Genomic DNA, 21,691 nt, shown 5'->3' on the forward strand with positions numbered 1-21,691 from the left:
TTCTTGACAGGCGGATCGTCAGGCCTAACATGTTAGCATGCTACAGGAACCCAAGTCCGGATCACAAGAGTTGAATGGAGCGTCGCGGCTGCTGCCGCTTGACCGGTTCAAGGGGACGTTGGGCAATCGGGTCTACCAAAGCCTGCAGCATGCCATTTTGACGCTGGCCTATCGGCCGGGCGAGATCATCCGCAAGCCGGAGATTTGTGATTTTCTGGGCGTCTCGCGCAGCCCGGTCGCCGATGCCGTCGCGCGCCTTGCCACCGATGGTTTGGTTGATGTCGTTCCGCAAGCAGGCACCTTCGTGGCCAGATTGTCGATGACCGACATCCGCGAAGGCTCATTCATCCGCGAGGCCATTGAAATGGCCGCGGCAGAGCTGGTGGCCACACAGATCACCGATGACCAATTGCGCGAGCTTCGTCGCAACCTACTGATGCAAGAGGCGCTGGTGTCAGATGGCGATCAGCAGGGGTTCATGCAACTGGATGGGCAGATGCATGACATGATCTTGTCCTACACCGGCTTTCCCCGACTGCCCCATGTCTCACAAACCGCATGGCTGAACGTGCACCGGGCGCGCCAGTTGATCTTGCCAGTTGAGGGTCGGTTGCAGGCCACATTAGAAGAACACCGTGCGATCCTAACCGCATTCGAGGCGCATAACCCGCAAGCCGCGCGCCGGGCCGTTCAGCATCATCTGCGCCAGTTGCTGACCTATCTGCAACCGCTTGAGCGTGAGCGGCCAGACCTCTTCTTGACTCAAGGACAATCATGACCCTGCCAAATCGTCCGCGCTATGCCACCCGGCTGAATGCCTTCAAGCAAAAGGGCGATACGGTGGCCCAGATGATTGCGGCCGCGGGGCGCGTTGGCGGGCTGGATGCGGCGGATCTGAACTTTCCCGACCATTTCGACCACCATTCCCCGGCGGACCTGTCGCGGCTTTTGGCAGATCATGGCATGGCGCTGAACGGTCTTGCCATGCGCTATTACACCGACCCCGGCTTTCGGCTGGGTGCCTTCAGCAACCCTGACCCCAAGGTGCGCCGCGCCGCGATTGATGTGACCAAGCGGGGTTTGGATGCACTGGCTGCAATGGGCGGGCGGTTGATGACGCTGTGGATGGGGCAAGACGGTTTCGACTACAGCTTTCAGGCCGATTACGCGCGCATGTGGGATGACAGCATTACCGCAATTGCCGAGGTGGCCGACCATAACCCCAGCATCGACATCGCCATTGAATACAAACCGAATGAGCCGCGCGCCCATGTGGTCATGCCCGATATGACCACCACCCTTCTGGCCCTGTCCGAGGTGGGCCGCGCCAATACCGGCGTCACGCTGGATTTCTGCCACATGCTCTTTGCCGGGGAAATGCCCGCGCGCGCCGCCATGTTGGCCGCGCGCCACAGCCGGATTTTGGGGGTTCACCTGAACGACGGCTATGGCAAGCGCGATGACGGGCTGATCGCGGGGTCGGTCCATCCGGTGCAGACGGTTGAACTCTTCGTGGCGCTGGACCGGGCGGGCTATGACGGGGTGATCTATTTTGATACCTTCCCCGATCATGGCGGCACCGACCCGGTGGGCGAGGCGCGGGCCAATATCGCAGTGACAGATCGGCTGCGCCGATTGGCGTCAAGCCTTGCGACCAATGAGGCACTGGCGCGCGCGCAGGCCACCCAAGACGCCGCAGCCGCCACGCGGATCGTGACGGCCGCCCTTTACGGCGGTTGATCAGACCGGAGCGTCAGCGCGCATCAAGCCCCGCGCCTTCAAGTCATGCCAGAGCGCATCAGGGATTACGGCGGTTGCGGCCGCCACATTGGCGGCCATCTCGGACACTCCCTGCCCGCCGGGAATGACCGACACCACAGCCGGGTGGCGCAGCGGGAATTGGAACGCGGCATCCACCAGCCGCACGCCATGGGCCGCGCAGACCTCTTGCAATTGCCCAGCGCGCTTCAAAACCCATTCCGGGGCTGGGTCATAATTGTAAAACGCGCCGGGCTTTGGCCCGGTGGCCAAAACGCCCGAGTTATAGGGCCCGCCCACCACAACCCCAACACCCCGCGAGGTGGCCATGGGAAGAAAGCTTTGCAGCGCCTCTTGTTCCAGCAATGTATAGCGCCCAGCCAGCAGGAAAATGTCGAAATCCCCCCGCTCCAGCATCCATTGGCAGGGTTCCCATTCATTCACACCGGCGCCAAACGCCCGAATGACCCCCTGATCACGCAGATCCAACAGCGCGCGATAGCCGCCCGCCATGAATTCATCTAGACGCGCCTGCAACGCCGCAGCCGTTCCGTGATTGAACACATCCAGATCATGGGCATAGAGAATATCGACCCGGTCCACACCCAGCCGCTCTAGCGAAATCTCCAGACAGCGCATTGTCGCGTCATAGCCGTAGTCATAGACCCCCACCCGAGAGGGAATGTCGAACCACTTGCCGACCCCATCGCGCGACGCCGCATCTGACACGCGCAACAGGCGGCCAATCTTGGTGGAGAGCACATAGTCCTCGCGCGGTTTGTCGCGCAAAAATCGGTTCAGCCGGGTTTCCGACAGCCCATAGCCATACAAGGGCGCGGTGTCGAAATAGCGCAGACCGGCGTCCCAAGCGGCGGTCAACACGGCATGTGCGGCATCGTCCGAAATCGCCCGATACAGATTGGCGATGGGCGCGGCACCAAAGCCCAATTTCGTAAACGTCAGACCGCCATTGCCCAGTCGGTCCCAGTGTCGTGTTGCCAGCATCTGCGTTCTCCCAAATCCACTGGCATGCTAGTATGATCCTGCTTTCCGTCCAATATTTTTCGCGATAGCGTGGCATGTATCAGGGAGGAAAAGATGTCACGCTTTCAAGACGTTTTCGGGGCCAATAAACCGGTCATTGCTATGGTGCACTTGGGCGCGTCGCCCGGCGCACCGCTCTATGACGCCGAGCGCGGCGTCGAAGGCATTCTGGCCGCCGCCCGCGCCGATCTGCACGCCCTGCAAGCCGCCGGGTTTGATGCGGTGATGTTTGGCAACGAAAACGACCGCCCTTATGAATTGAAGGTCGACACGGCCACCTCGGCGACCATGGCCTATGTGATTGGCCGCCTGCGCGATGAGATCACCGTGCCTTTTGGGGTGAATGTGCTGTGGGACCCGCAGTCCAGCTTTGCCGTGGCTGCGGCCACAGGGGCGCGGTTCGTGCGTGAGATTTTCACCGGCACCTATGCCTCGGACATGGGCATCTGGGCCCCGGACGCAGGCGCCGCTGTGCGCTATGCCAATCGGCTGGGTGCGGGCGGTGTGGCGCGGCTTTACAACGTGTCCGCTGAATTTGCCGACAGCCTTGACCGCCGCCCGCTGCCGGATCGCGCCCGCTCCGCGGTATTCTCCTCAATCCCCGATGCGGTGCTGGTGTCCGGCGCCATTACGGGCGAGGCGGCGGCGATGGTCGATCTCGAAGGCGTCAAACGCGCCTTGCCCAACACGCCCGTGCTGGCCAACACCGGGGTGAAACATGCCACTGTGGCCGATGTGCTGGCGGTGGCCGATGGCTGCATCGTGGGATCAGCCTTGAAACACGGCGGAGACACATGGGCCTCCGTTGACCCTGACCGCGCAGCAGACTTCATGGCCCGTGTACGCGCGGCACGGGGCGGCAAATGACCCTGCCTTCGGTTGCCGATCTGACGGTTGAATTGATGCTGATCCCCGGCCTTGCGGGCTATGAAACCCGCGTGGCCACGGCGATCAAGACCCATCTCGATGCCCTTGGTTTGCCCCATCGCTCGGACCGGTTGGGCAACCTGTCTTGCACCCTGCCCGGCGACCCTACGCTGCCCTCGGTGATAATCTTTACCCATATGGACCAGCTGGGGTTCATCGTTCGCAAGATCGAGGCGAACGGCCTCATCCGGCTGGAACGGCTTGGCGGCGTGCCCGAACGCGCGCTGCCTGCGCAAGCGGTGGTCTTGTGCACTGACAAAGGCGACCTGCCGGCGTTGATCGCCAACAAAAGCCACCACGCCACCGGGCCGGATGAAAAATACAAGGTCCTGCCCTATGCTGATCTTTACGTGGACGCAGGCTTTGCCAGCAAAGCCGAGGCCGAAGCCGCAGGCGTGCGCATTGGCACCGCGGTCACCTATCTGCCGCGTGCCCTTTCGCTGGCCAATGGCCGCATCGCGGGCACCTCGGTCGATGACCGTGCAGGCTGCGCGGCGCTCTTGAAACTGGTTGAGGCGCGGCAGGGGAAACCCGGCCCCACTGTCCATTTCGTCTGGTCGGTGCAAGAGGAATACAACCTGCGCGGCGTCTTGCCCGCCGCGACGGCGCTAAACCCGGCGATTGCTTTGCAGATTGACCTCTTGCTCGCTTGCGACACCCCCGACATGACCGCGCGCGGCGATGTCACGCTGGGCGGCGGGCCGGGCATCTCGCTTTACTCCTTCCACGGCCGTGGTACCCTGAATGGTGTCATCCCCCACCCTGCCCTTGTGAGCCTGATGGAAGCGGCAGCCGAAACCGCCGCCCTTCCCTTGCAACGCTCGGCCCATACCGGCGCATTGACGGACCTCAGCTACATTCAGTTCATGGGTCCCGAAGGTGTCGCATGTCTCGATGTCGGCTTTCCGATGCGCTATTCGCATTCGGCGCTAGAAGTGGTTGATCCGGCCGATCTCGAGGGGCTTGTCAGCCTCTTGGACACCGCGCTTTCCGCCATCACCCCCAACATGATCCTGACGCGCTAAGACATGACACACACCCTTGGCATCGACATCGGAACCTTCGAATCCAAGGGCGTTCTGGTGGACGCCCAAGGCCAGATCATCGCCAGCGCCAGCCGCCCGCACAAAATGATCGTGCCCCGTGCAGGCTGGGCCGAGCACCGCGCGGATGAGGATTGGTGGGGCGATTTCGTCTTTCTGTCGCGCGCCCTTTTGGCGCAATCCGGGCTGGACCCGACCGAGATCAAGGCGGTCGCCACCTCGGCGATTGGTCCGTGCATGCTGCCCGTCGATACCAAAGGCGCGCCTTTGATGAACGGTGTGCTTTATGGGGTCGACACCCGCGCCACCGACCAGATCGCGGCCCTGAACGCCCAGATCGGCGCGAACACCATCCACCGCCGTTGCGGCAATGCCCTGACTTCCCAGCAGGTGGGCCCCAAGATCCTGTGGCTGAAGGAAACCCATCCCGATCTTTACGCCCAGACCGCGATGGTCCTGTCCTCGACCAGCTATCTGACGTGGAAACTGACCGGCGAATATGTGATCGATCACTATACCGCCGCCAATTTCTCGCCGCTCTATGATGTGGCCCGGCAGGATTGGACCGATGATCTGGCGTCCGACATTCTGCCGCTAGAGAAACTGCCGCGCCTGATGTGGTCCACCGAGATTGCGGGCCATGTCACGGCTGAGGCCGCGGCTGAAACCGGCCTTGCCATGGGCACGCCGGTGACCTGCGGCACCATTGATGCGGCGGCCGAGGCGGTGTCGGTTGGCGTGCAGCGCCCCGGCCAGATGATGATGATGTATGGATCGACCATCTTCATCATTCAGGTCACCGCCGATCCCGTGCGTGATCCCCGCCTGTGGTATGCGCCCTGGCTGTTCCCCGGTACCCATGCTTCGATGGCCGGGCTTGCCACCTCGGGCACGCTGACGCACTGGTTCCGTGACCAACTGGCGCGTGACACCGACTTTCCCTCCTTGGTGGCCGAGGCGCAGGACAGCCCGAAAGGGGCCAAGGGATTGCTCTGCCTGCCCTATTTCTCGGGCGAGCGGACGCCGATCCATGACCCCCATGCGCGCGGCGCCTTCTTTGGGCTGAACCTGACCCATACCCGCGCCGACATGTTCCGCGCCGTGGTCGAAGGCATTGCCGCAGGCACGGCTCATGTTCTGGAAACCTATGCCGAGGCAGGGGCCAGCCCAGCGCAGGTGATGGCGGTGGGCGGCGGCACCAAGAACGCGCTTTGGCTGCAAGCAACCTCTGATTTTGGCGGGGTCGCGCAACAGGTCTGCGCTAAGACGGTCGGAGCCAGCTATGGCAATGCCTTTTTGGCCGCCGTTGCCATCGGTGCCGCGAAACAAGCTGAGATTGCCCGTTGGAACCCCAATGAGCGGACGGTTGAGCCCGAAGCCGTTCCAGCCTATGCCGTGCAATACCCCCTGTGGAAGCGGCTTTATGCCCAGACCCGCGATATCATGCAGGCTCTCCCATGACGCAATTTGCCCGCCTGCGCCCACATCAACTGCAGGCCGGGATTGCTGCGAACACACCTGTCGTCCTGCCGATCGGCGTCATGGAATACCACGGACAGCACTTGCCAGCCGGGGTCAACCTTCTGGCCGTGACCGAGGTGCTTGAGCGTCTGGACGATGCGATCATCACCCTGCCGCCCTTTGCCTATGGAGCCGCCTCCCATGCCGTCGCGGGTCCCGATGGCACCGGCACGCTGCATATTGATGCCAATGCCATTCTGCCACTGGCCGAGCAGTTGTTCACAGCCCTCCTGCGCGCGGGCTTTCGCAACATTCATGGGGTGATCCATCACCAGACCGAATCCTTCGATCAGGGCATGCCGACGGACCTTGCCTTTCGGCTCGCCGGTCGCAATGCGATTATGAAGTTCCTTGAAGGCACACGCGGCGCAGGCTGGTGGGGAGACTTCAAGATGCAGGACTATTACGCCGACCAAACCCAAAAAGCCAATCCGTTCAATTGGATTCAGATTCATCCCCTCTTTCCCAAGGGCGCAACCTTACCATTCTACCATGCTGGACAGGGGGAGACATCGCTGATGCAGGCGCTTGCGCCAGAGACGGTTGACATCGTCCGCGTCAATGACGGCGGGCATTGGTATACCGAAGGTGCCGCCGCAGCGTCCGCAGGGCTCGGCGAGGCCGGGGTGCAACTTGCGCTTGCCCATCTGCGGCAGGTGTTAGGGATAGACCCAAGCCCCAATCAAAGCTCTGGCAACTCCACCACACCTTTCTTGAGGATGAAGCAGCCATAAGGCCCTGAATCCGCTGTGCGGATGATGGCAAAGGACTTCTTAGCGGCTTCGTAGAAGGCAAACCGCTCCAAAGGCGCAATCGTGACCGCGCGACCTTCGGCACGGTCCACCACCGCCTGCATACGCGCGAAAATCGGCACGATTCCGTCAGGGTTTCCCACCACCTGCATCCGCGCCACCGGAGCGGGCACAAAAGTATCAAGCGGCATCAGCGACAAGATCGCGGCAGCCCCAGTCGGAATATCGCACCCCGCCATATCGATCAGCTTGCCATAGGTCGTCTCGGCCGCAATCGTCGCCGCCGGATGGTTCACATCGCAGATCACCAGATCATCGCCATGCCCCATCAGCATCAGCACATGCACGATCTCGGCGCTGAGGCGTTGGTCAATTCCCTTCAGCATTACTTAACCGCCCCTGCCGCCATGCCCTTGATGATATAGCGCTCCAAGACCACCCCGATGATGATCAACGGCAATATCGCCGCCCACGCCAAGGCGGCCATCGACCACCACGAAATCCCCTGACTGCCGGTCTGGCTGGCCACCATCACCGGCAAGGTGTTGGAATGGGTCGAGGTCAGAAGGGCAGCAAAGAAATACTCATTCCACGTCAAGACCAAAGACAAGATGAAAGCGGCGACCATCCCCGGCAATGCGATGGGCAGAATGATGGTCACGAAGGCGCCCCAAATTGACAAACCATCCACAAGTGCGGCCTCTTCCAGCTCGGTCGGAATGGAAGAAAACTGATCGCGCATAATCCAGATGACGATGGGCAGCACCGACAGCGTGTACAGCAAGATCAACCCGATCCGCGTGTCCAACAGCGCCAGCTCTTTGTACAAGACCAGCATCGGCAGCGCCAAGACCACGGGCGGCAAGATCAGCTGCGACAAGAAGAAGAACGAGATATCACTGTTCCGCATCCATGCGAATTTGTAGCTGAACCGGCTTAGGCCATAGGCGGCCAAAGACCCCAAGGCCACCGCCAGCACCGAGGAGGTCACCGCAATGATCGCAGAATTGGCAAAGCGCTTGAGAAACTCGGCCCGCACCGTGCTTTCATTGCCCCAGGTATCAGGCGACAGGCCCAGCGATTTCCAGCCCAGCCATTTCGGCGTGAAATCGACCCAAGGCACCATGTTCCCCTTCATCACGTCAGGGGCCATCTTAAAGCTGGTGGTCAGCGTCCAGTAGATCGGGAAAAGACAGATGATCGCCCAAAGGATCAACAGGACATAAACGGCCAGTCGTCCCGAGAACCACTTTACCCGATGAGCCCGGTCTGCCGGGCTGTCATGGAAGATCTGGGTGTCTCTCATGTTCTTGGCCTTGAAATGCGTTCCGCGAGTTTCATCAGCAATGTCATCGCGATGACGATCACCACCAGATAGACCATGGCCAAGAGCGTGCCATAGCCCACGTTCGAGCGGTCACGATATTCGCGGAAGATGAAACTGGTCACCGTATCCGTCGCCCCGCCCGGTCCGCCCGAGGTGACGGCGATGACGATATCGGCCAGTTTCAGCTTGAAGATGATGCGGATCAGAATCGCCGTGATCGACACCGGCAGCATCATCGGGAAGGTCACCTCCCAAAAGGCACGCCAGCCATTGGCACCATCCACTTTTGCGGCTTCATGAAGTTCTTTGGGAATGGCCTGCAAGCCGGCCAAGATCATGATCATCATGAACGGGATAAAGGTCCACGCGTCCATCACCATGATGGTCGCCTTGGCAATCCATGGGCTGCCGAAGAACGACGGATCGTCCCAACCCAAGGCCCGTCCCAGACTGGCGATGGGGCCAAATCGCGGCTCCAGCATGGATTTGCCGATCATCCAGCTGACCGCCACCGGCGACAGCATCAGCGGCAACAAGAACGCCAAGCGAAAGAATTTGCGCGCCCGGATCTCGGCATTCAGAGCCAGCGCAAGGGCAAAGGCGATGGCATATTCCACAAGGATCGCAAGCACATACCAAACCATATTCAGCATGGCGTTCCAGTAGAACGGATCAGCCCACATCTGGCGCACATTGTCCAAACCATTGAACGAACGGCCATCAGGGCTGGACAAGTTCCAATCGGAAAAGGCGATGATCAGGCCAAAAAGCAACGGAAAGACCGTCAATGAGATGACAAACAGTGCCGCCGGCAACACAAAGAGCGTGCGCTTTCCATGTTCGCCGTGCTGCAAAACCTGACCCCAGCACAGACAGATTGCCCATGTAATGTAGGCGTAAAGCGTGGGTCGCCAGTTTTCAAAACCAAACTCGGCAGAGCCGGTCATCTGTAGCAATTGCGCCGCCGCGACCAGCAGCATCAACGCCCCCGATCCCCAAATCATCACACGGCCAAAAGTCTTGCGACCCGCCGAAATGCTGTCATTGGTGACAACGTGCAAAAGATCGCCTGAACTGCTCACAAGACTGCCTCGCTTGGGAAGAAAAGCTGCGCATATCCTGCGCAGCTTTTGGTTTTATGGCGTCGAGATAAGGCAAATCCCCACCGACAGATCGCAGGTTGGGTGGCGGGATTGCCCCACCACCCTTGTGCCGATCACATGCCCAAGCTGGCTTTGTACAGCGCAATCTGGCTGTCGCGGCCAATCTGGTCGGTGATCTTCTCCCAAGCCGCTGCGATGGCATCGGCAGTTTCCTGCGCCGAAGCGTACTGACCGGAATAGCCCTTGGCCAGTTCATCCTCAGCAACCGAGTAGTACTGGAAGATACCGGGGATACGCGGTTCAATGGCGGCGTTCGGGTGGTTGTAGCTGTCGGCGTTCGAGCCGAGGTAATCGGCAACGAAGTCCTTGTCATAGCCCGCAGCGGCCCATTCGTCATAGTCGAAGTGGCTGTTGCGATAGGGCTGGAAGCCCGACGGGTAGGCTGCCGTCCACAGCGACAGGTCCTTGCCGCCCAGATGGGCTGCGGCCGACCATGCTGCCTTGCGCTTCTGCTCGTCTCCCGACACGCGGTTGGTGACATAGATGCCCCAGCCGATGTATGCCATGAGCGGCGCTTCGTTCGCGGTTTCTTCCCATGCGCCCGCGACCGAGTTGTAGCGGCGGCTGGAGCCCGGGTTGATGCCGAAGCCCACCACATCGCCGACGACCGAGGTGTCGGAGGTGCGTGCCGAAGACCCGATATCACCCCACCACATCAGCATCGAGCCGGTGCCGGCAAGGAACTGCGAGAAGCCTGTGGTGCCGGGGTCAGCGTTGATCTGGTCAGCCGGATAGGCCCCTGCTGCGATCAGGTCCATCACGTCCTGAATCGCCTGAACCCAGCCCTCGTTGTTGACGCGGGGCTTCATGGTGTCAGGATCGAACAGCCAAGCGCGATCGTCGGGGTGCTTGACATAGGCCGTGGCGCGGTTGGCGAGGAAGTAGAAACCAAAGCCACCCCAGCCCTTCAGCGGGTCAAGATAGCCATGCGCGGGCAGGCCGGTCAGCGGATCGGTCTGGCCGATAAGGGCCTTCGACACCGCATTAACCTCTTGCCAGGTCTTGGGAACCTCGGCTCCGCCAATGGCACCCTCACCGAAGTAGTCCTTGCGGTAAGCGAAGGTGTGGCAGTCGCCGTCGATGGTGATGCGGTAGGATTTACCATCCCAGGTGCCGACGGGGGGCTGGAGGTAGCCCACGAGGTCATCGGCTTCGATCTGGGTCTTAACCCAATCCGGCATCTCGTCCAGCAAGCCTTTGCCTGCGGTCTCCCCTTCGAAGGGGGCGCCCATTTCGATGATGTCGAAGTCGACGGTTCCGGTGGCGATGGCCTGCTGCAGACGCGGGTTATAGTCGGCCTGTGCAAGGTCGATCCAGTTGATCTTAGCACCCGTGTAGGTTTCCCATGGCTTGAGGAAGCCGCGGAACAACAGGTTGTGCAGGTTCTGGTTGTTCAGACCCATGAAGGTCAATTCAACGCCGGCAAACTCACCTTCGGCGACGTTCGCTTTGGTGGCGCCAAGGCACAGCTCACCAACCTTTTGCCAATCGGCATCGGTCGGGCTGCCATTGCCCACGCCCGGAATCGCCAGGATCTGGGCGCGCACCGAATCTTGTGCCATGGCCGGACCATAGCCCATGACCGTCGGCATAGCAGCCATGGCGCCCAAAGCCGCAGACCCCTGCAGCATGCGGCGACGGCTGAGTTTGGCCCGTGACATGGCCTCGTACAGATCAACCTTCAAGATAGCTTCTCCCTTTGGAACATGCCCGGATCGGAACTTCCGCCTCGGGTCTGGTTTCTGATTTTGGTGTTTCTTGCGGTGCCAGCCCTCGGCCAAAATGTTACGTGGTCTTGGGCTGACAAAAACGTTTCGGGGTCTCCTAGTCCCCGGCACAGCAGCTTCCCCTAGGTCAGCTTCGCAAGGCAATAAGGCTCTGTCAAGATTCTAACATGTTAGTATGGTCAGCGGATGGACAGAGCCGGTCCTGTGCGGTTAGAAATCTTAACAGGCTTCAAGGGGGGGCAAGCGTTTGGCCGAAGTGACGATCCGCGCGTTGCGCAAAAGCTATGGTGGTTTGCAGGTCATTCACGGGCTTGATCTCGATATTCCAGACGGTGCCTTTGTGGTGCTGGTTGGCCCGTCCGGCTGCGGCAAGTCGACCTTACTGCGCATGATCGCGGGGCTTGAGGATGTGACGGGCGGCGATGTGATGATCGGCGACAACCGGGTGAACAACCTGCCTCCATCCGAGCGTGACATTGCGATGGTGTTTCAAAACTATGCACTTTACCCGCACAAGACCGTTGCGGCCAATATGGGCTTTGCCTTGAAGATGCGCGGCATGGACAAAGAGGCCATCCGCGCCAAGGTCGAACATGCCGCGGGAATTCTGGGCCTGACACCCTATCTTGACCGCTATCCGCGCGCCCTGTCGGGTGGCCAGCGCCAGCGCGTGGCCATGGGCCGGGCCATTGTGCGCGATCCTCAGGTGTTCCTCTTCGACGAGCCGCTGTCGAACCTTGACGCCAAGCTTCGCGTGCAGATGCGGACCGAGATCAAGGAGCTTCACCAGCGGCTGAAAACCACCACCGTCTATGTCACCCATGACCAGATCGAAGCGATGACCATGGCCGACAAGATCGTGGTCATGCAAGGCGGCCGCATCGAACAGGTCGGCGCGCCCTTGGATTTGTATGACCGGCCCGCGAATGTCTTTGTGGCGGCCTTTATCGGCAGCCCGTCGATGAACCTCATTGAGGGGCGTGTTTCTGGCGGCATGGTCGAGGTGTCGGGCGCGCGTCTGCCGCTGCCGGCGGGCATCAGCGCCGATGAGGGCCGTGAGGTGATCTACGGCATCCGTCCCGAACACCTACACCAAGCGGATCAAGGTTTGACCGGCACTGTCTCGGTCATAGAACCCACCGGGTCGGAAACCCACGTTGTCCTGCGGCTTGCCGGGCGGGACCTGACGGCGGTGTTCCGCAATCGCGTGGCTTTCGTGCCGGGTGACACGATCACCCTTGCGCCCGATGCTGCGGCGTCGCACCTTTTCGACAAGGCCACGGGCCAACGGATCTAAGGGGAGACGACCATGCTGAAAGGAATAGACAATCGGCTGAATGCTGAAGTCTTGGGTTGCTTGCGCGCCATGGGGCATGGCGATGTGCTGATCATCGCCGACACCAACTTTCCGTCAGATTCCGTGGCCCGGGCAACGGTGACAGGCCAGCTTTTGCGCATGGAAAACCTGACAGCCGCCCAAGCGGTGCAGGCGGTCTTGTCGGTGTTCCCGCTCGATACCTTTGTTGATGACTTTGCAGGACGCATGGAAATCGTCGGGGATGCCCGATCGATCCCCCCGGTTCAGGCCGAAGTTCAGGCCGAGATTGATGCCGCCGAAGGCCGTGCGCGCCCGATGGTTTCGATTGAACGCTTTGCCTTCTACGACATCGCACGAAAAGCCTATGCGGTTATCCAGACTGGCGAGCGGCGGTTCTATGGCTGCTTCATGCTGCGCAAAGGCGTGATTGGGCCCGAGGAATAAGCCATGACGCCGACCAAAAAACCGATTGTCGTTCTTGGTATTTTCGTCGCCGACACCGCCTATCGGGCGGATCGGCAACCGAAGATGGGCGAAACGATCTTGGGTCATTCCTTTGTGCTGGGGCCCGGCGGGAAAGGGTCAAACCAATCTGTCGCCGCCGCCATGGCCGGCGGGGACGTGCATATCATCACCCGTCTGGGCAATGATGCCTTTGCCGACATTGCGCGCGCCACATGGGCCAAGGCGGGCGTCAAGCCCGAGGTTAAGGTTGATGCTGAAAGCTACACCGGTGCCGCCTATATCTTTATCGAACAGTCCACTGGAAACAACGCCATCATCGTGGCCGCTGGTGCAGCTGGCCGGGTCTCGACCGAGGATGTTGAGGCGAAGGCCGATCTCATCGAATCCGCCGCGATTTTTGTGACCCAGCTCGAGCAGCCCATTGCGGCCACGCTGCGCGGCTTGCAGATTGCCCGCGCGGCGGGTGTGACCACAATCCTCAACCCCGCCCCAGCGGCTACGCTTCCCGATAGCATGCTGGCACTGTGCGACTTCCTGACGCCCAACGAATCCGAGGCCGAGGCTCTGACCGGCCTGCCCGTGACCTCGGTCGACGAGGCCCGGATCGCCGCCGCTGCGTTGCTGGCCAAAGGGGTTGGCGCGGTGATCATCACATTAGGCGAAAACGGCGCACTCTACCACGACGCCACCCAATCGGTGCATGTGCCAGTTATCTCGGCCGGTGCTGTGGTGGAAACCACCGGTGCAGGCGATGCCTTCAACGGCGGCTTTGCCGTTGCCCTATCTGAAGGGCGCAACGTGATCGACGCCGTGCGCTTTGGCTGCGCCACGGCCGGCATCTCGGTCACCCGCCCCGGCACAGCCCCAGCCATGCCAAGCCGCAACGAGATCGACGCGCTTCTGGCGCGATGAACCGCGAAAGGCATGACTGGCGCGGGCCACGAAGGCCCCTCTTGACCAAGTCCGTCAACAGCGCGTTCCTACGTTGTCCGCCGGATACAAAGCCGCTTTTGGTTCTCGACGCAGACTTAAAGATTAGGCAGACCCAAATCCCGCTTAGCTCGACTGTATTGGAGTCCATATCGCCCCCTCAAGCGATACGTGCAATTTGGTGTCTTCTTGATGCTGTGTTGGGACACTACCGACTCGCATGCAAAAACCTGTAGTGTTGCTGCGGACTTTAGCAGTTAACGACGGTTGTGAAGGCAAAATCGGTTCAAGCCCTACCCCGGAGATTGCGGCCCAATTGCCCTGTAGATACATGGCCATGAGCCCTTTGCCGGCGCAATCGCTCATCTCGTAAATCGGCGGTATTCGACGCCGTCGGCGCATCCTGAAGCGTGCTTTCCACAAAGACAGCACGGCTGGGTTAAAGTCTAAGTCAATCAATCGTTGTCAGAGGTCGCGGACCCGGCGTTCCTGCGAGAGACGTCGGAGGGCGGCACCGTCGTGCGCAGGGCGAGACCTTCAAGGCAGTCTACCAAAGAAGATGACAGATATGCCCGCGAGGTGGTGCGGAGCGGTGCATCCATGGTAATCTGCCAGTTACAGGCGCGATCCGACCATGAAGGGCCGAACGCCACTGGACCGTCTTGATCGACACGAACGACTGTTCCGAGAGTGTCCGTGATCGCCACAGTGCCACGGCGCGTCGCAATCAGGTGCAAGAACGGAAGAATGTAACCCGGAGCCGCAATTTGATCCGGCACCGCCTCTGGCTTCAAATCACCAGCGTCGTTGGCCAATCTGTCAGCCAGACCGGCCCCAAATTCGATGGGTCCGGGTTGACCTTCGACCGCAGCAGCCAGCCATATCGCGGCCCATTCCCCAGCGGGCAGGGACCGGCGCGCCAGCCACTCGGCCGCCCAACCCGCCTCCTCAGCCAGTCCCCACGCAAGACCTGCCCCGCGCGCTGACTTGGTCACAAGGCTGCGCAGTTCGGAATGGGCCATCTCAACGCTGTGATCCATCAGCCCGCCAATTCGTCCGGGAATGGCTGGCCCTGAAACAGGCTGATCCGGACCCAGAGGTCAGACCGGGGGTCAAATCGGGTGGCGCCGAAAAAAGCGAGTTTGCAGCGCAGGATGTCGATCGGCAGCATGCCCTCGCCCAGCACATTGTCGCGAATTTCGGCATAGGGCAGGCCGCGCACCATCAGGACACGGCGCACCGTGTGACGATGCTCGGGATGGCGCAGCAGAAAGGCGGCCAGAGTGCCGTCCTCTGGCCATGCCTTAAGCGCGGCCGCGAGATCGGCCATGGCGCACGCAATGCCAAGCGGTTGCTCGCGCTCTTGTCCTGCTTCGTCGTGGCGGTTGCCAAGCCGGGGCTCCAGCTTTTCTTCGGACACATACCAAAACCGCGCGACCTGAGACGGATCCGCGAAATCAAACCTGTTGATCCACGCATAGTCGCGGTTAACGATTTCGCGCAGACGCGCCACGGGCAGGCTGCCGTCGATATCAAAGCCCGTGCTTTCGTCGGCGTGCAACATGTTTGCCAAGTCGTCGACAACAGCGCCATGCGGTTCCAAAAGCAGCGATAGCAGGCATTCCTGCCCCTCTTCCGACAGAGCCCCTTCGCCCCAGCGCCAAAGCGCGTCCCAAGGCTGGGGTGCGGCGCGATCCCATCCATTCGCCACATAGACTGCCAAGCGGGACAGGTCAGACCGCAACGACGCCAGCTTTTCCACCTGAACAGGATGCTCGCTGTGCCAAAGCTTTGCGTTCCCCTCCGCATCGGCCAGCGCGCGCAGGAACGTGTTGAGCGCGTCAGGTTCGACCACGGGCAAAGCCCGAACCCGCGCAAGCGCCGTCTCGCGCACGGTCATCCAGCTGTTGAGCAAGCGCGGATGGCGGACGAGGAAGGGCGCCATTCCAAGCCCCGTGGAGTTGCCCACGCCAAGCCTGCGCCGCAGATCTTTGTCCAGCGGCACGGCCTTTGCCCCGCCCTTCACCCGCGCCATGTGTTCGGCGATATCCACCGTGAAGGCGCGGGTCAGCCAGACCGACAACATCTCGGCTTGAAACGGGGCCTGCAATTCGGGACGATCCGCAATGTCGTCGCGATCCACCGCACCAAACTTGCCCGATCCATAAACAGCGGTCGTGCGCATGAGATAGCCAACGGCGTCGATCTCGGCCAGATCAGGCTGCAACCCCTGCGCCAGACGGTCCACAACGTGGGAGAACAGCCGGACGGACCGGTTGACGCGGCTCAGCGCCAGTTCCTTCACGCTGATCCGTCCTGCCTCTTGGTACGGGACATTGGCAGCCAGCCGATCCAGATCGGCAGCCGAAGGTTCCCCATCCACCAAGGCAAATGTGGCGTCCCATGCCGTGGCGATCACGCGGTCCGAGCGCATCTCATCGGGAAGGTCATGGGCAAAGGCGACAAGGCAATAGGTCCGCAAAGGCCCCCGCGCCCGATAAACGGCACGGCCCACGCCTCGGTCGTCCACCTCCCACAGCGGCCGATCAAAGCGCCAGCCTTCGGTTTGCAGCCGACGCAGAAGCACCCGCAGGAAGGACAGGCGCATTGGATGGGCCGATCCCATCCGCGACAGGCGCATAACGACGTCCGGGTCGCGGGGCGCGATGTCGCTGGAGAAATCTTGCCGTTCCGCGATTGTCATTCCGCCGTCCCCGTCGCGCTTGCGACATGCCCCGCGCCACTGAACGACGCCGCAAAGAACCGCGCCCAATTGCCACCCATGATCGCCTCCACATCTGCCGCTGAGAATCCAACGGCACTCAGTCCCCTAGAGATATTACAAAAATCACGGTTGTCACGGAACCATACAGGCATGGCAGGAAACCCAGCGGCGTCCTTACTGCCTTCGCCATACTCAACAGCCTTAGTCCAGCGGCCCATCCGCATCCATTCGACGACGCTGTCAGGCTGATCTTGGCAAAGATCCGTTCCTATGCCCAGAAAATGCGTCCCAAAGCGCTCTGCCGTCCGCGCAATCATGGTGCAAAAATCCTCAAGCGAACAGGCGCTGCCGCCGTTCAGATGGTGCGGATAAAGCGAGAAACCCAGCATCCCCCCCGTCTGCGCCAGCGCACTGATCACCGTGTCAGACTTGTTGCGCCGGGCAGGATGCCAGAAGGTCGGGTTGGCGTGGGTGATGGTGATGGGGCGGCTCGAATGCTCGACCGCCGCCAGCGTCGAGCGCTCCGCGGAATGGCTCATGTCCACCACCATGCCCACGCGGTTCATCTCGGTCACCACTTCACGCCCCATGCGGGTCAGGCCGGCGTCTTCGGACTCATAACATCCCGTCGCCAAAAGCGACTGGTTGTTGTAGGTCAGCTGCATGAAGCGCAGCCCAAGGCGATGCAGCACTTCGACCAAACCGATGTCGTCTTCGATGCAAGAGGGGTTCTGCGCACCGAAGAAAACCGACGTTCGCCCCGTGGCGCGAGCAGTGGCGATATCCTGAGCCGTGAAGCCTTGAAAGATCATCTCGGGCCAGCGTTCAAACCAGCGGTTCCAGTGTTCGATGTTGGCGACCGTCTCGCGGAAGTTCTCGTGGTAGACCAGTGTCACATGGACGGCATCCACGCCACCAGCACGGATCTGGCGGAAGATCTTCTCGGACCAGTTCGAGTATTGCAGCCCGTCGATCAGATAGCTCATTCTGGCACCCCCGCAGCCATGTAGGCGGTCTTGACCGTCGTGAAGAACTCGGCGGCATAGCTTCCTTGCTCGCGCGGGCCAAAGGACGAAAGGCCCCGTCCGCCAAACGGAACATGGTAATCCGTTCCCGCCGTGGGCAGGTTTACCATGACGCAGCCTGCCCGCATGTTGGCACGGAAATGTGCGGCACGGGCAAGGCTGCGGGTCATGATGCCGGCCGTCAGGCCAAAAGGCGTGTCGTTGGCAACGGCCAGAGCCTCGGAATAGCTGTCGACGGGGATGATGCAGGTGATGGGGGCGAACATTTCCTCGCGGTTCATCGCCATATCATTGCGCGTTCCGGCAAAGATGGCCGGGGCCATATAGTGCCCCTGTGTCGGCCGCTCGAGCCGCTGCCCACCTGTCAGCAACTCGGCCCCGTCAGTCCGGCCCCGTTCGACCCAAGTCAGGTTCGCCGCCAACTGGGCCTCGCTGACCACCGGCCCAATCTGCGTACCCTCCGCAAGGGCATGCCCGACGCGCAGCGCCTCAGCCGCCTGCACCAGCCGCTCGGTGAACTCCCCCAGCACCTTGCGATGCACGATCAGACGCGAGGCGGCGGTGCATTTCTGACCGGTACCGCCAAAGGCGGCGTTGCAGGCATGGGCAACCGCAAGGTCCATGTCGCAATCATCCATGATGAGCATGGGGTTCTTTGACCCCATCTCCATTTGCAATTTCGCACGGTTCGCCAGCACCCGCGCGGCAATGCCCTGCCCGACCTCGACCGACCCGGTGAAGCTGACTGCCGCCACGTCAGAATGACCGACAAGCCTGTCGCCCACGGACCGCCCAGCGCCCATCACCATGTTGAAAGCGCCCACAGGCAGCCCCGCCCCCGCGATCACCTGCGCCAAAGCCACGGCCGAGGCAGGGGTCAGGTTCGCGGGCTTCCACACCACCGCATTGCCATAGGCCAGCGCAGGCGCGATCTTCCAAGCCGGCGTCGCCACCGGAAAATTCCATGGCGTCACAATGGCGACAACCCCAACGGGTTCCCGCCGGACTTCGATTTCGACACCCGGGCGGACGCTTTCTGCCTGGTCCCCCTGGCAGCGCAGCGCCTCGCCCGCAAACCATGTAAAGAACTGGCCTGCGCGGTAGACCTCGCCCTTCCCCTCGGCCAAGGGCTTGCCTTCCTCGCGCGACAGGAGGGCGCCGATTTCGGCCGATCGCGCCATCAACTCCGTTCCGATCTGCATCAAGGCGTCATGCCGCCGCTGGATACCTGCGGCCCACCATTTGGGCTGCGCTTCCCGCGCGGCGGCGATGGCGCGGTCTAGATCGGCAGCCGACCCTTGGGCGAAATGCCCAATCACATCGGTCAGGTCAGAAGGGTTGCGGTTCTCGATAGAGTCTTCGCCCTTGCACCATTCGCCAGCAATGAAGTTGCGTGTTTCCATGTCCATGATCCTTAAACCTTCACTAAGGCGTGCATCACGCTTTGGGTGAACGAGCCCGCCATCGTGCCGTCGCCATGTGGTGTTGCCATGCCTGCGCCCTGTCTGCAAATGCCGCGAACGCCCGGAACTCCCGCGTTTCTTCGGCACATTGCGGTCCGGAAGGTGCCGCACTCTTGGCGGGCAGTTCTCGCAATTTGGTCACGAAGCGTGTGCAGGCAGTGCCACCCTGCAGCGCGGCGGCTTGAGGCTGCGCAGCACGAACAAAGGCCAGGGCTACAAGCGCCGCAAACCTCGTCTTCTGCCTCATAGGAACCCTCTGCTTTGGACCGAGCGACGTCAGTCCCCTCGATCTGGTCAAAGTTTCCGGCGCGCGCGCAAACTTCAATTTCACCGAAGCCCCAACCGCCGCGCAAGGTCTGCGTCCAATTCCACACCCTCGACGGACGTCCGCTCCCGCGCTGCCAGTCGCCGCGCCCCCGGCAGCCGAGCTCCGTCCTGTCCCTCAATCGCCTCTGCCAATGCTGCAAGGCGGGTCGTAAACCCCGGTGCATAAGCCGCCGGATCTATCGCGATGAAGCACTGACCCGTGGCGGGCGGCCCACCCGCCGGACCAGAGAAGGGGCTCGCGTCACGGCTTGCCACTGCGCCAGAGAGGACCGACGCCAGAACCTCTACCAGCAGGCCAACGCCAAACCCCTTGGCCCCACCCGAAGGCAGCATCGAACCTTTCAGCGCCGCATCTGGGTCGGTTGTCGGATTCCCCCCTGCGTCAAGCGCCCAACCTTCGGGAATGGATTCTCCCCGCCGTGACCGCAGGATGACTTCGGATTTAGCCACCACACTCGCCGACTGATCCAGCACAAACCGCGCCACACCGTGCTCATCAGGGACAGCCAGCGCAAAAGGGTTTGTCCCAATGACGGGAAGCTTGGCACCCGCTGGTGCGATGGACGCAGGCGCGTGCGTGAAACAAAGCCCGATCAGCCCGGCCTCGGCCAAGCGTTCGGCGTGATGACCAAGGATGCCGCAATTGTAGGACCGTCGCAGCGTCATCGCCGCGATGCCAGAACTGCGCGCCGCCTCCACCAGCGTCGGGAAACCAAGATCGATAGCCGGATGGGCGAAGCCATGGGCCGCATCAACCACCACCGCTGCCGCACGCGGACGCGACATCTTAGGTTCGGCCTTTCCGTCCACCTTCCCGCAGGCGAGATGTTCGGCATAGATCGGCAGATACATGAATCCGTGCGATCGGACCCCGTCCCGCTCGGCCAACCGGATCGACCTGGCCACGGGCTTCGCCTGCAGCCGCGTCGCTCCGGCTTCCATCAGCCGTACTGACGCCAGCGCCTCCACCTCGTCCAGACCCATCCACACAGCTATCGATCCCCCTCGTTGCCCTCGTGCAAGTTCGCGATTGTCAGCTTCAATGCAACGCAGTATTTCTGGCTTAGATTTCAGAAAGATTGAACATGCTCCGCCTTGAAGCCTTACGAGCCTTTGTCGAAGTGGCCGATCACGGCAACATAAAAGGCGCCTCTGAACGGCTTTTCCGCACGCCTTCGGCGCTTTCCATGACACTCAAGCAAATCGAGGACCGGCTCGGTTGCCCGTTGTTCGAGACAGATCGGAAATCGAGCCTCACCGACATGGGCCGCTTCCTCTATGACCAGTCTGTGGCCCTTTTGCGTGATTATGACCGCGCGATGGAGCGGATCGCAGCACAGTCCAAAGCGCGCAGCGGCCGTTTGCGCATCGCCTCGGTTCCCTCCGTGGCGACCATGCTGCTTCCGGATTTCTTGCAAGAGTTTATCTCGACCCGCCCCGATCTCGACATCGACCTGGTCGATACGGACAGCGCAGACGTCAGGCTACTGGTGGAGACAGGGCAGGTTGACATCGGTATCGCAGGATTTGCGGGCGACCGACCCGGGATGGCGACCAGACCGATCTTCCGTGACCCGCTCATGTTGGTTTGCCGCACTGACAACCCGCTTGCGGCAAAGGGGCAAATTCTTGACTGGGATGATCTCGAAGGCGAGGCATTGGTTCTTAACGAAGCCATGCGAAGCTTGGCGTCCGACAGGTTCCAGCAACTCATCCTTAACGCGCGTTATGCCGTGCGGAATGTTGCCTCGCTGATCGCTGTGGTCCGGGCTGGGATGGGGGTGACGTTGATGCCCGCGCTGGCAACCGTGAACCTGCCCCCAAATCTCACCGTCCGATCTCTGCGGGATCCGGCCTGCATGCGCACTGTAAGTCTTCACTGGCGGCTGGGGCGCGTCCCCAGCCCCATCGCCCAGCGGTTTCTGCAGGACTTCACCTTGGCCGCTCAGGAAATGACCAAGAGCTTCGGGCTCGAACCTGTCGTGTGACCGTCGCACCCATGCCCGATCGCAGTGCCTAGGACCATGCAGCGTGTTTTGTCGCCGATCGTCGGGCAACCTTACCGCTTCATGGGTTTTTTGAGCCATGTCTGCTCAGCATTGCGATCGCGAACCGTGGCGTCAACGCTTTCCAAAACCTCACCCTCGTGATCGACGGCACACCGAAGTCAGTGGGT

20 protein-coding genes are annotated in these 21,691 nt (G+C 61.4%); 10 read left to right on the forward strand and 10 right to left on the reverse strand.

Annotation, left to right across the window (positions count from 1 at the left end):
- The first annotated feature begins 37 nt into the window (after positions 1-37).
- Together AC72UB_RS05120 and AC72UB_RS05125 are read left to right on the forward strand one after the other, a co-directional pair.
- A complete protein-coding gene (locus AC72UB_RS05120) occupies positions 38-778 on the forward strand; it encodes a GntR family transcriptional regulator (RefSeq protein WP_505188813.1) in 741 nt (246 codons plus the stop codon).
- Positions 775-1,740, forward strand: coding sequence for a sugar phosphate isomerase/epimerase family protein (locus AC72UB_RS05125; protein WP_505188814.1), 966 nt, complete (start codon positions 775-777; stop codon positions 1,738-1,740). The genes AC72UB_RS05120 and AC72UB_RS05125 overlap by 4 nt, the downstream gene beginning before the upstream one ends.
- On the opposite strand, the gene AC72UB_RS05130 is transcribed toward AC72UB_RS05125, so the two are convergent.
- Positions 1,741-2,763 carry an aldo/keto reductase gene (locus tag AC72UB_RS05130; protein WP_505188815.1) on the reverse strand — a complete coding sequence of 341 codons (1,023 nt, stop codon included), beginning with the start codon at positions 2,761-2,763 and terminating at the stop codon, positions 1,741-1,743.
- A 93-nt stretch (positions 2,764-2,856) separates the two neighbouring features.
- Between AC72UB_RS05130 and AC72UB_RS05135 the strand changes: the two genes are divergently transcribed.
- Genes AC72UB_RS05135 through AC72UB_RS05150 form a run of 4 tightly spaced genes read left to right on the forward strand, consistent with a single transcriptional unit; the run spans position 2,857 to position 7,027 of the window.
- Entirely contained in the window at positions 2,857-3,669 is an 813-nt protein-coding gene (locus tag AC72UB_RS05135) for a BtpA/SgcQ family protein (protein ID WP_505188816.1), read from the forward strand.
- Complete coding sequence (locus tag AC72UB_RS05140; protein WP_505188817.1) at positions 3,666-4,754, forward strand: M42 family metallopeptidase; 1,089 nt, start codon at positions 3,666-3,668, stop codon at positions 4,752-4,754. The genes AC72UB_RS05135 and AC72UB_RS05140 overlap by 4 nt, the downstream gene beginning before the upstream one ends.
- 3 nt (positions 4,755-4,757) lie before the next feature.
- Positions 4,758-6,233 carry an FGGY-family carbohydrate kinase gene (locus AC72UB_RS05145; protein ID WP_505188818.1) on the forward strand — a complete coding sequence of 492 codons (1,476 nt, stop codon included), beginning with the start codon at positions 4,758-4,760 and terminating at the stop codon, positions 6,231-6,233.
- On the forward strand, positions 6,230-7,027 hold the full coding sequence (locus AC72UB_RS05150; RefSeq protein WP_463288641.1) for a creatininase family protein: 798 nt from the start codon (positions 6,230-6,232) through the stop codon (positions 7,025-7,027). Before AC72UB_RS05145 ends, AC72UB_RS05150 begins: the two co-directional genes overlap by 4 nt.
- On the opposite strand, the gene AC72UB_RS05155 is transcribed toward AC72UB_RS05150, so the two are convergent.
- The 4 genes from AC72UB_RS05155 to AC72UB_RS05170 form a co-directional block, all read right to left on the reverse strand.
- The gene (locus tag AC72UB_RS05155) at positions 6,976-7,431 is read right to left on the reverse strand and encodes an RbsD/FucU family protein (protein ID WP_463288640.1); all 456 of its coding nucleotides are present in this window, start codon (positions 7,429-7,431) and stop codon (positions 6,976-6,978) included. The genes AC72UB_RS05150 and AC72UB_RS05155 overlap by 52 nt on opposite strands.
- On the reverse strand, positions 7,431-8,351 hold the full coding sequence (locus tag AC72UB_RS05160; protein WP_505188819.1) for a carbohydrate ABC transporter permease: 921 nt from the start codon (positions 8,349-8,351) through the stop codon (positions 7,431-7,433). The genes AC72UB_RS05155 and AC72UB_RS05160 overlap by 1 nt, the downstream gene beginning before the upstream one ends.
- Entirely contained in the window at positions 8,348-9,454 is a 1,107-nt protein-coding gene (locus AC72UB_RS05165) for a carbohydrate ABC transporter permease (RefSeq protein ID WP_505188820.1), read from the reverse strand. The genes AC72UB_RS05160 and AC72UB_RS05165 overlap by 4 nt, the downstream gene beginning before the upstream one ends.
- 134 nt (positions 9,455-9,588) lie before the next feature.
- Positions 9,589-11,220 carry an extracellular solute-binding protein gene (locus AC72UB_RS05170; RefSeq protein WP_505188821.1) on the reverse strand — a complete coding sequence of 544 codons (1,632 nt, stop codon included), beginning with the start codon at positions 11,218-11,220 and terminating at the stop codon, positions 9,589-9,591.
- A 289-nt stretch (positions 11,221-11,509) separates the two neighbouring features.
- Here AC72UB_RS05170 and AC72UB_RS05175 point away from each other — a divergent pair, with 289 nt between their 5' ends.
- The 3 genes from AC72UB_RS05175 to rbsK are packed head-to-tail and all read left to right on the forward strand — an operon-like array spanning position 11,510 to position 13,957.
- A complete protein-coding gene (locus AC72UB_RS05175; protein ID WP_505188822.1) occupies positions 11,510-12,559 on the forward strand; it encodes an ABC transporter ATP-binding protein in 1,050 nt (349 codons plus the stop codon).
- Between the two features lie 12 nt (positions 12,560-12,571).
- Positions 12,572-13,024 (forward strand): RbsD/FucU family protein, encoded by a 453-nt coding sequence (locus AC72UB_RS05180; RefSeq protein ID WP_463288636.1) that lies wholly within the window; start codon positions 12,572-12,574, stop codon positions 13,022-13,024.
- A gap of 3 nt (positions 13,025-13,027) precedes the next feature.
- Complete coding sequence (rbsK, locus tag AC72UB_RS05185) at positions 13,028-13,957, forward strand: ribokinase (RefSeq protein WP_505188823.1); 930 nt, start codon at positions 13,028-13,030, stop codon at positions 13,955-13,957.
- A gap of 473 nt (positions 13,958-14,430) precedes the next feature.
- Here rbsK and AC72UB_RS05190 read toward each other — a convergent pair whose 3' ends face one another.
- The 5 genes from AC72UB_RS05190 to AC72UB_RS05210 form a co-directional block, all read right to left on the reverse strand.
- The gene (locus tag AC72UB_RS05190) at positions 14,431-15,015 is read right to left on the reverse strand and encodes a DUF3726 domain-containing protein (protein WP_505188824.1); all 585 of its coding nucleotides are present in this window, start codon (positions 15,013-15,015) and stop codon (positions 14,431-14,433) included.
- Positions 15,015-16,679 carry a hypothetical protein gene (locus AC72UB_RS05195; RefSeq protein ID WP_505188825.1) on the reverse strand — a complete coding sequence of 555 codons (1,665 nt, stop codon included), beginning with the start codon at positions 16,677-16,679 and terminating at the stop codon, positions 15,015-15,017. Before AC72UB_RS05195 ends, AC72UB_RS05190 begins: the two co-directional genes overlap by 1 nt.
- Positions 16,676-17,686 carry a membrane dipeptidase gene (locus AC72UB_RS05200; RefSeq protein ID WP_505188826.1) on the reverse strand — a complete coding sequence of 337 codons (1,011 nt, stop codon included), beginning with the start codon at positions 17,684-17,686 and terminating at the stop codon, positions 16,676-16,678. Before AC72UB_RS05200 ends, AC72UB_RS05195 begins: the two co-directional genes overlap by 4 nt.
- Entirely contained in the window at positions 17,683-19,134 is a 1,452-nt protein-coding gene (locus tag AC72UB_RS05205; RefSeq protein WP_505188827.1) for an aldehyde dehydrogenase family protein, read from the reverse strand. Before AC72UB_RS05205 ends, AC72UB_RS05200 begins: the two co-directional genes overlap by 4 nt.
- Before the next feature lie 381 nt (positions 19,135-19,515).
- Positions 19,516-20,499, reverse strand: a complete 984-nt coding sequence (locus tag AC72UB_RS05210; RefSeq protein WP_505188828.1) for an Ldh family oxidoreductase — start codon at positions 20,497-20,499, stop codon at positions 19,516-19,518.
- 101 nt (positions 20,500-20,600) lie between these two features.
- Between AC72UB_RS05210 and AC72UB_RS05215 the strand changes: the two genes are divergently transcribed.
- Positions 20,601-21,503: a LysR family transcriptional regulator gene (locus AC72UB_RS05215; RefSeq protein ID WP_463288630.1), complete on the forward strand. Its 903-nt coding sequence runs from the start codon at positions 20,601-20,603 to the stop codon at positions 21,501-21,503.
- Positions 21,504-21,691: the final 188 nt, after the last annotated feature.

Source organism: Allotabrizicola aquatica (SeqCode), from assembly GCF_965194375.1.
Classification (GTDB): Bacteria; Pseudomonadota; Alphaproteobacteria; order Rhodobacterales; family Rhodobacteraceae; genus Tabrizicola_A; species Tabrizicola_A aquatica.

Excerpts from the sequence above, each read along its gene's own strand:
- AC72UB_RS05120 (WP_505188813.1), top strand. The coding sequence starts at position 38 with ATGCTACAGGAACCCAAGTCCGGATCACAAGAGTTGAATGGAGCGTCG.
- AC72UB_RS05125 (WP_505188814.1), top strand. The coding sequence starts at position 775 with ATGACCCTGCCAAATCGTCCGCGCTATGCCACCCGGCTGAATGCCTTC.
- AC72UB_RS05130 (WP_505188815.1), bottom strand. The coding sequence starts at position 2,763 with ATGCTGGCAACACGACACTGGGACCGACTGGGCAATGGCGGTCTGACG.
- AC72UB_RS05135 (WP_505188816.1), top strand. The coding sequence starts at position 2,857 with ATGTCACGCTTTCAAGACGTTTTCGGGGCCAATAAACCGGTCATTGCT.
- AC72UB_RS05140 (WP_505188817.1), top strand. The coding sequence starts at position 3,666 with ATGACCCTGCCTTCGGTTGCCGATCTGACGGTTGAATTGATGCTGATC.
- AC72UB_RS05145 (WP_505188818.1), top strand. The coding sequence starts at position 4,758 with ATGACACACACCCTTGGCATCGACATCGGAACCTTCGAATCCAAGGGC.
- AC72UB_RS05150 (WP_463288641.1), top strand. The coding sequence starts at position 6,230 with ATGACGCAATTTGCCCGCCTGCGCCCACATCAACTGCAGGCCGGGATT.
- AC72UB_RS05155 (WP_463288640.1), bottom strand. The coding sequence starts at position 7,431 with ATGCTGAAGGGAATTGACCAACGCCTCAGCGCCGAGATCGTGCATGTG.
- AC72UB_RS05160 (WP_505188819.1), bottom strand. The coding sequence starts at position 8,351 with ATGAGAGACACCCAGATCTTCCATGACAGCCCGGCAGACCGGGCTCAT.
- AC72UB_RS05180 (WP_463288636.1), top strand. The coding sequence starts at position 12,572 with ATGCTGAAAGGAATAGACAATCGGCTGAATGCTGAAGTCTTGGGTTGC.
- rbsK (WP_505188823.1), top strand. The coding sequence starts at position 13,028 with ATGACGCCGACCAAAAAACCGATTGTCGTTCTTGGTATTTTCGTCGCC.
- AC72UB_RS05190 (WP_505188824.1), bottom strand. The coding sequence starts at position 15,015 with ATGGATCACAGCGTTGAGATGGCCCATTCCGAACTGCGCAGCCTTGTG.
- AC72UB_RS05195 (WP_505188825.1), bottom strand. The coding sequence starts at position 16,679 with ATGACAATCGCGGAACGGCAAGATTTCTCCAGCGACATCGCGCCCCGC.
- AC72UB_RS05200 (WP_505188826.1), bottom strand. The coding sequence starts at position 17,686 with ATGAGCTATCTGATCGACGGGCTGCAATACTCGAACTGGTCCGAGAAG.
- AC72UB_RS05205 (WP_505188827.1), bottom strand. The coding sequence starts at position 19,134 with ATGGACATGGAAACACGCAACTTCATTGCTGGCGAATGGTGCAAGGGC.
- AC72UB_RS05210 (WP_505188828.1), bottom strand. The coding sequence starts at position 20,499 with ATGGGTCTGGACGAGGTGGAGGCGCTGGCGTCAGTACGGCTGATGGAA.
- AC72UB_RS05215 (WP_463288630.1), top strand. The coding sequence starts at position 20,601 with ATGCTCCGCCTTGAAGCCTTACGAGCCTTTGTCGAAGTGGCCGATCAC.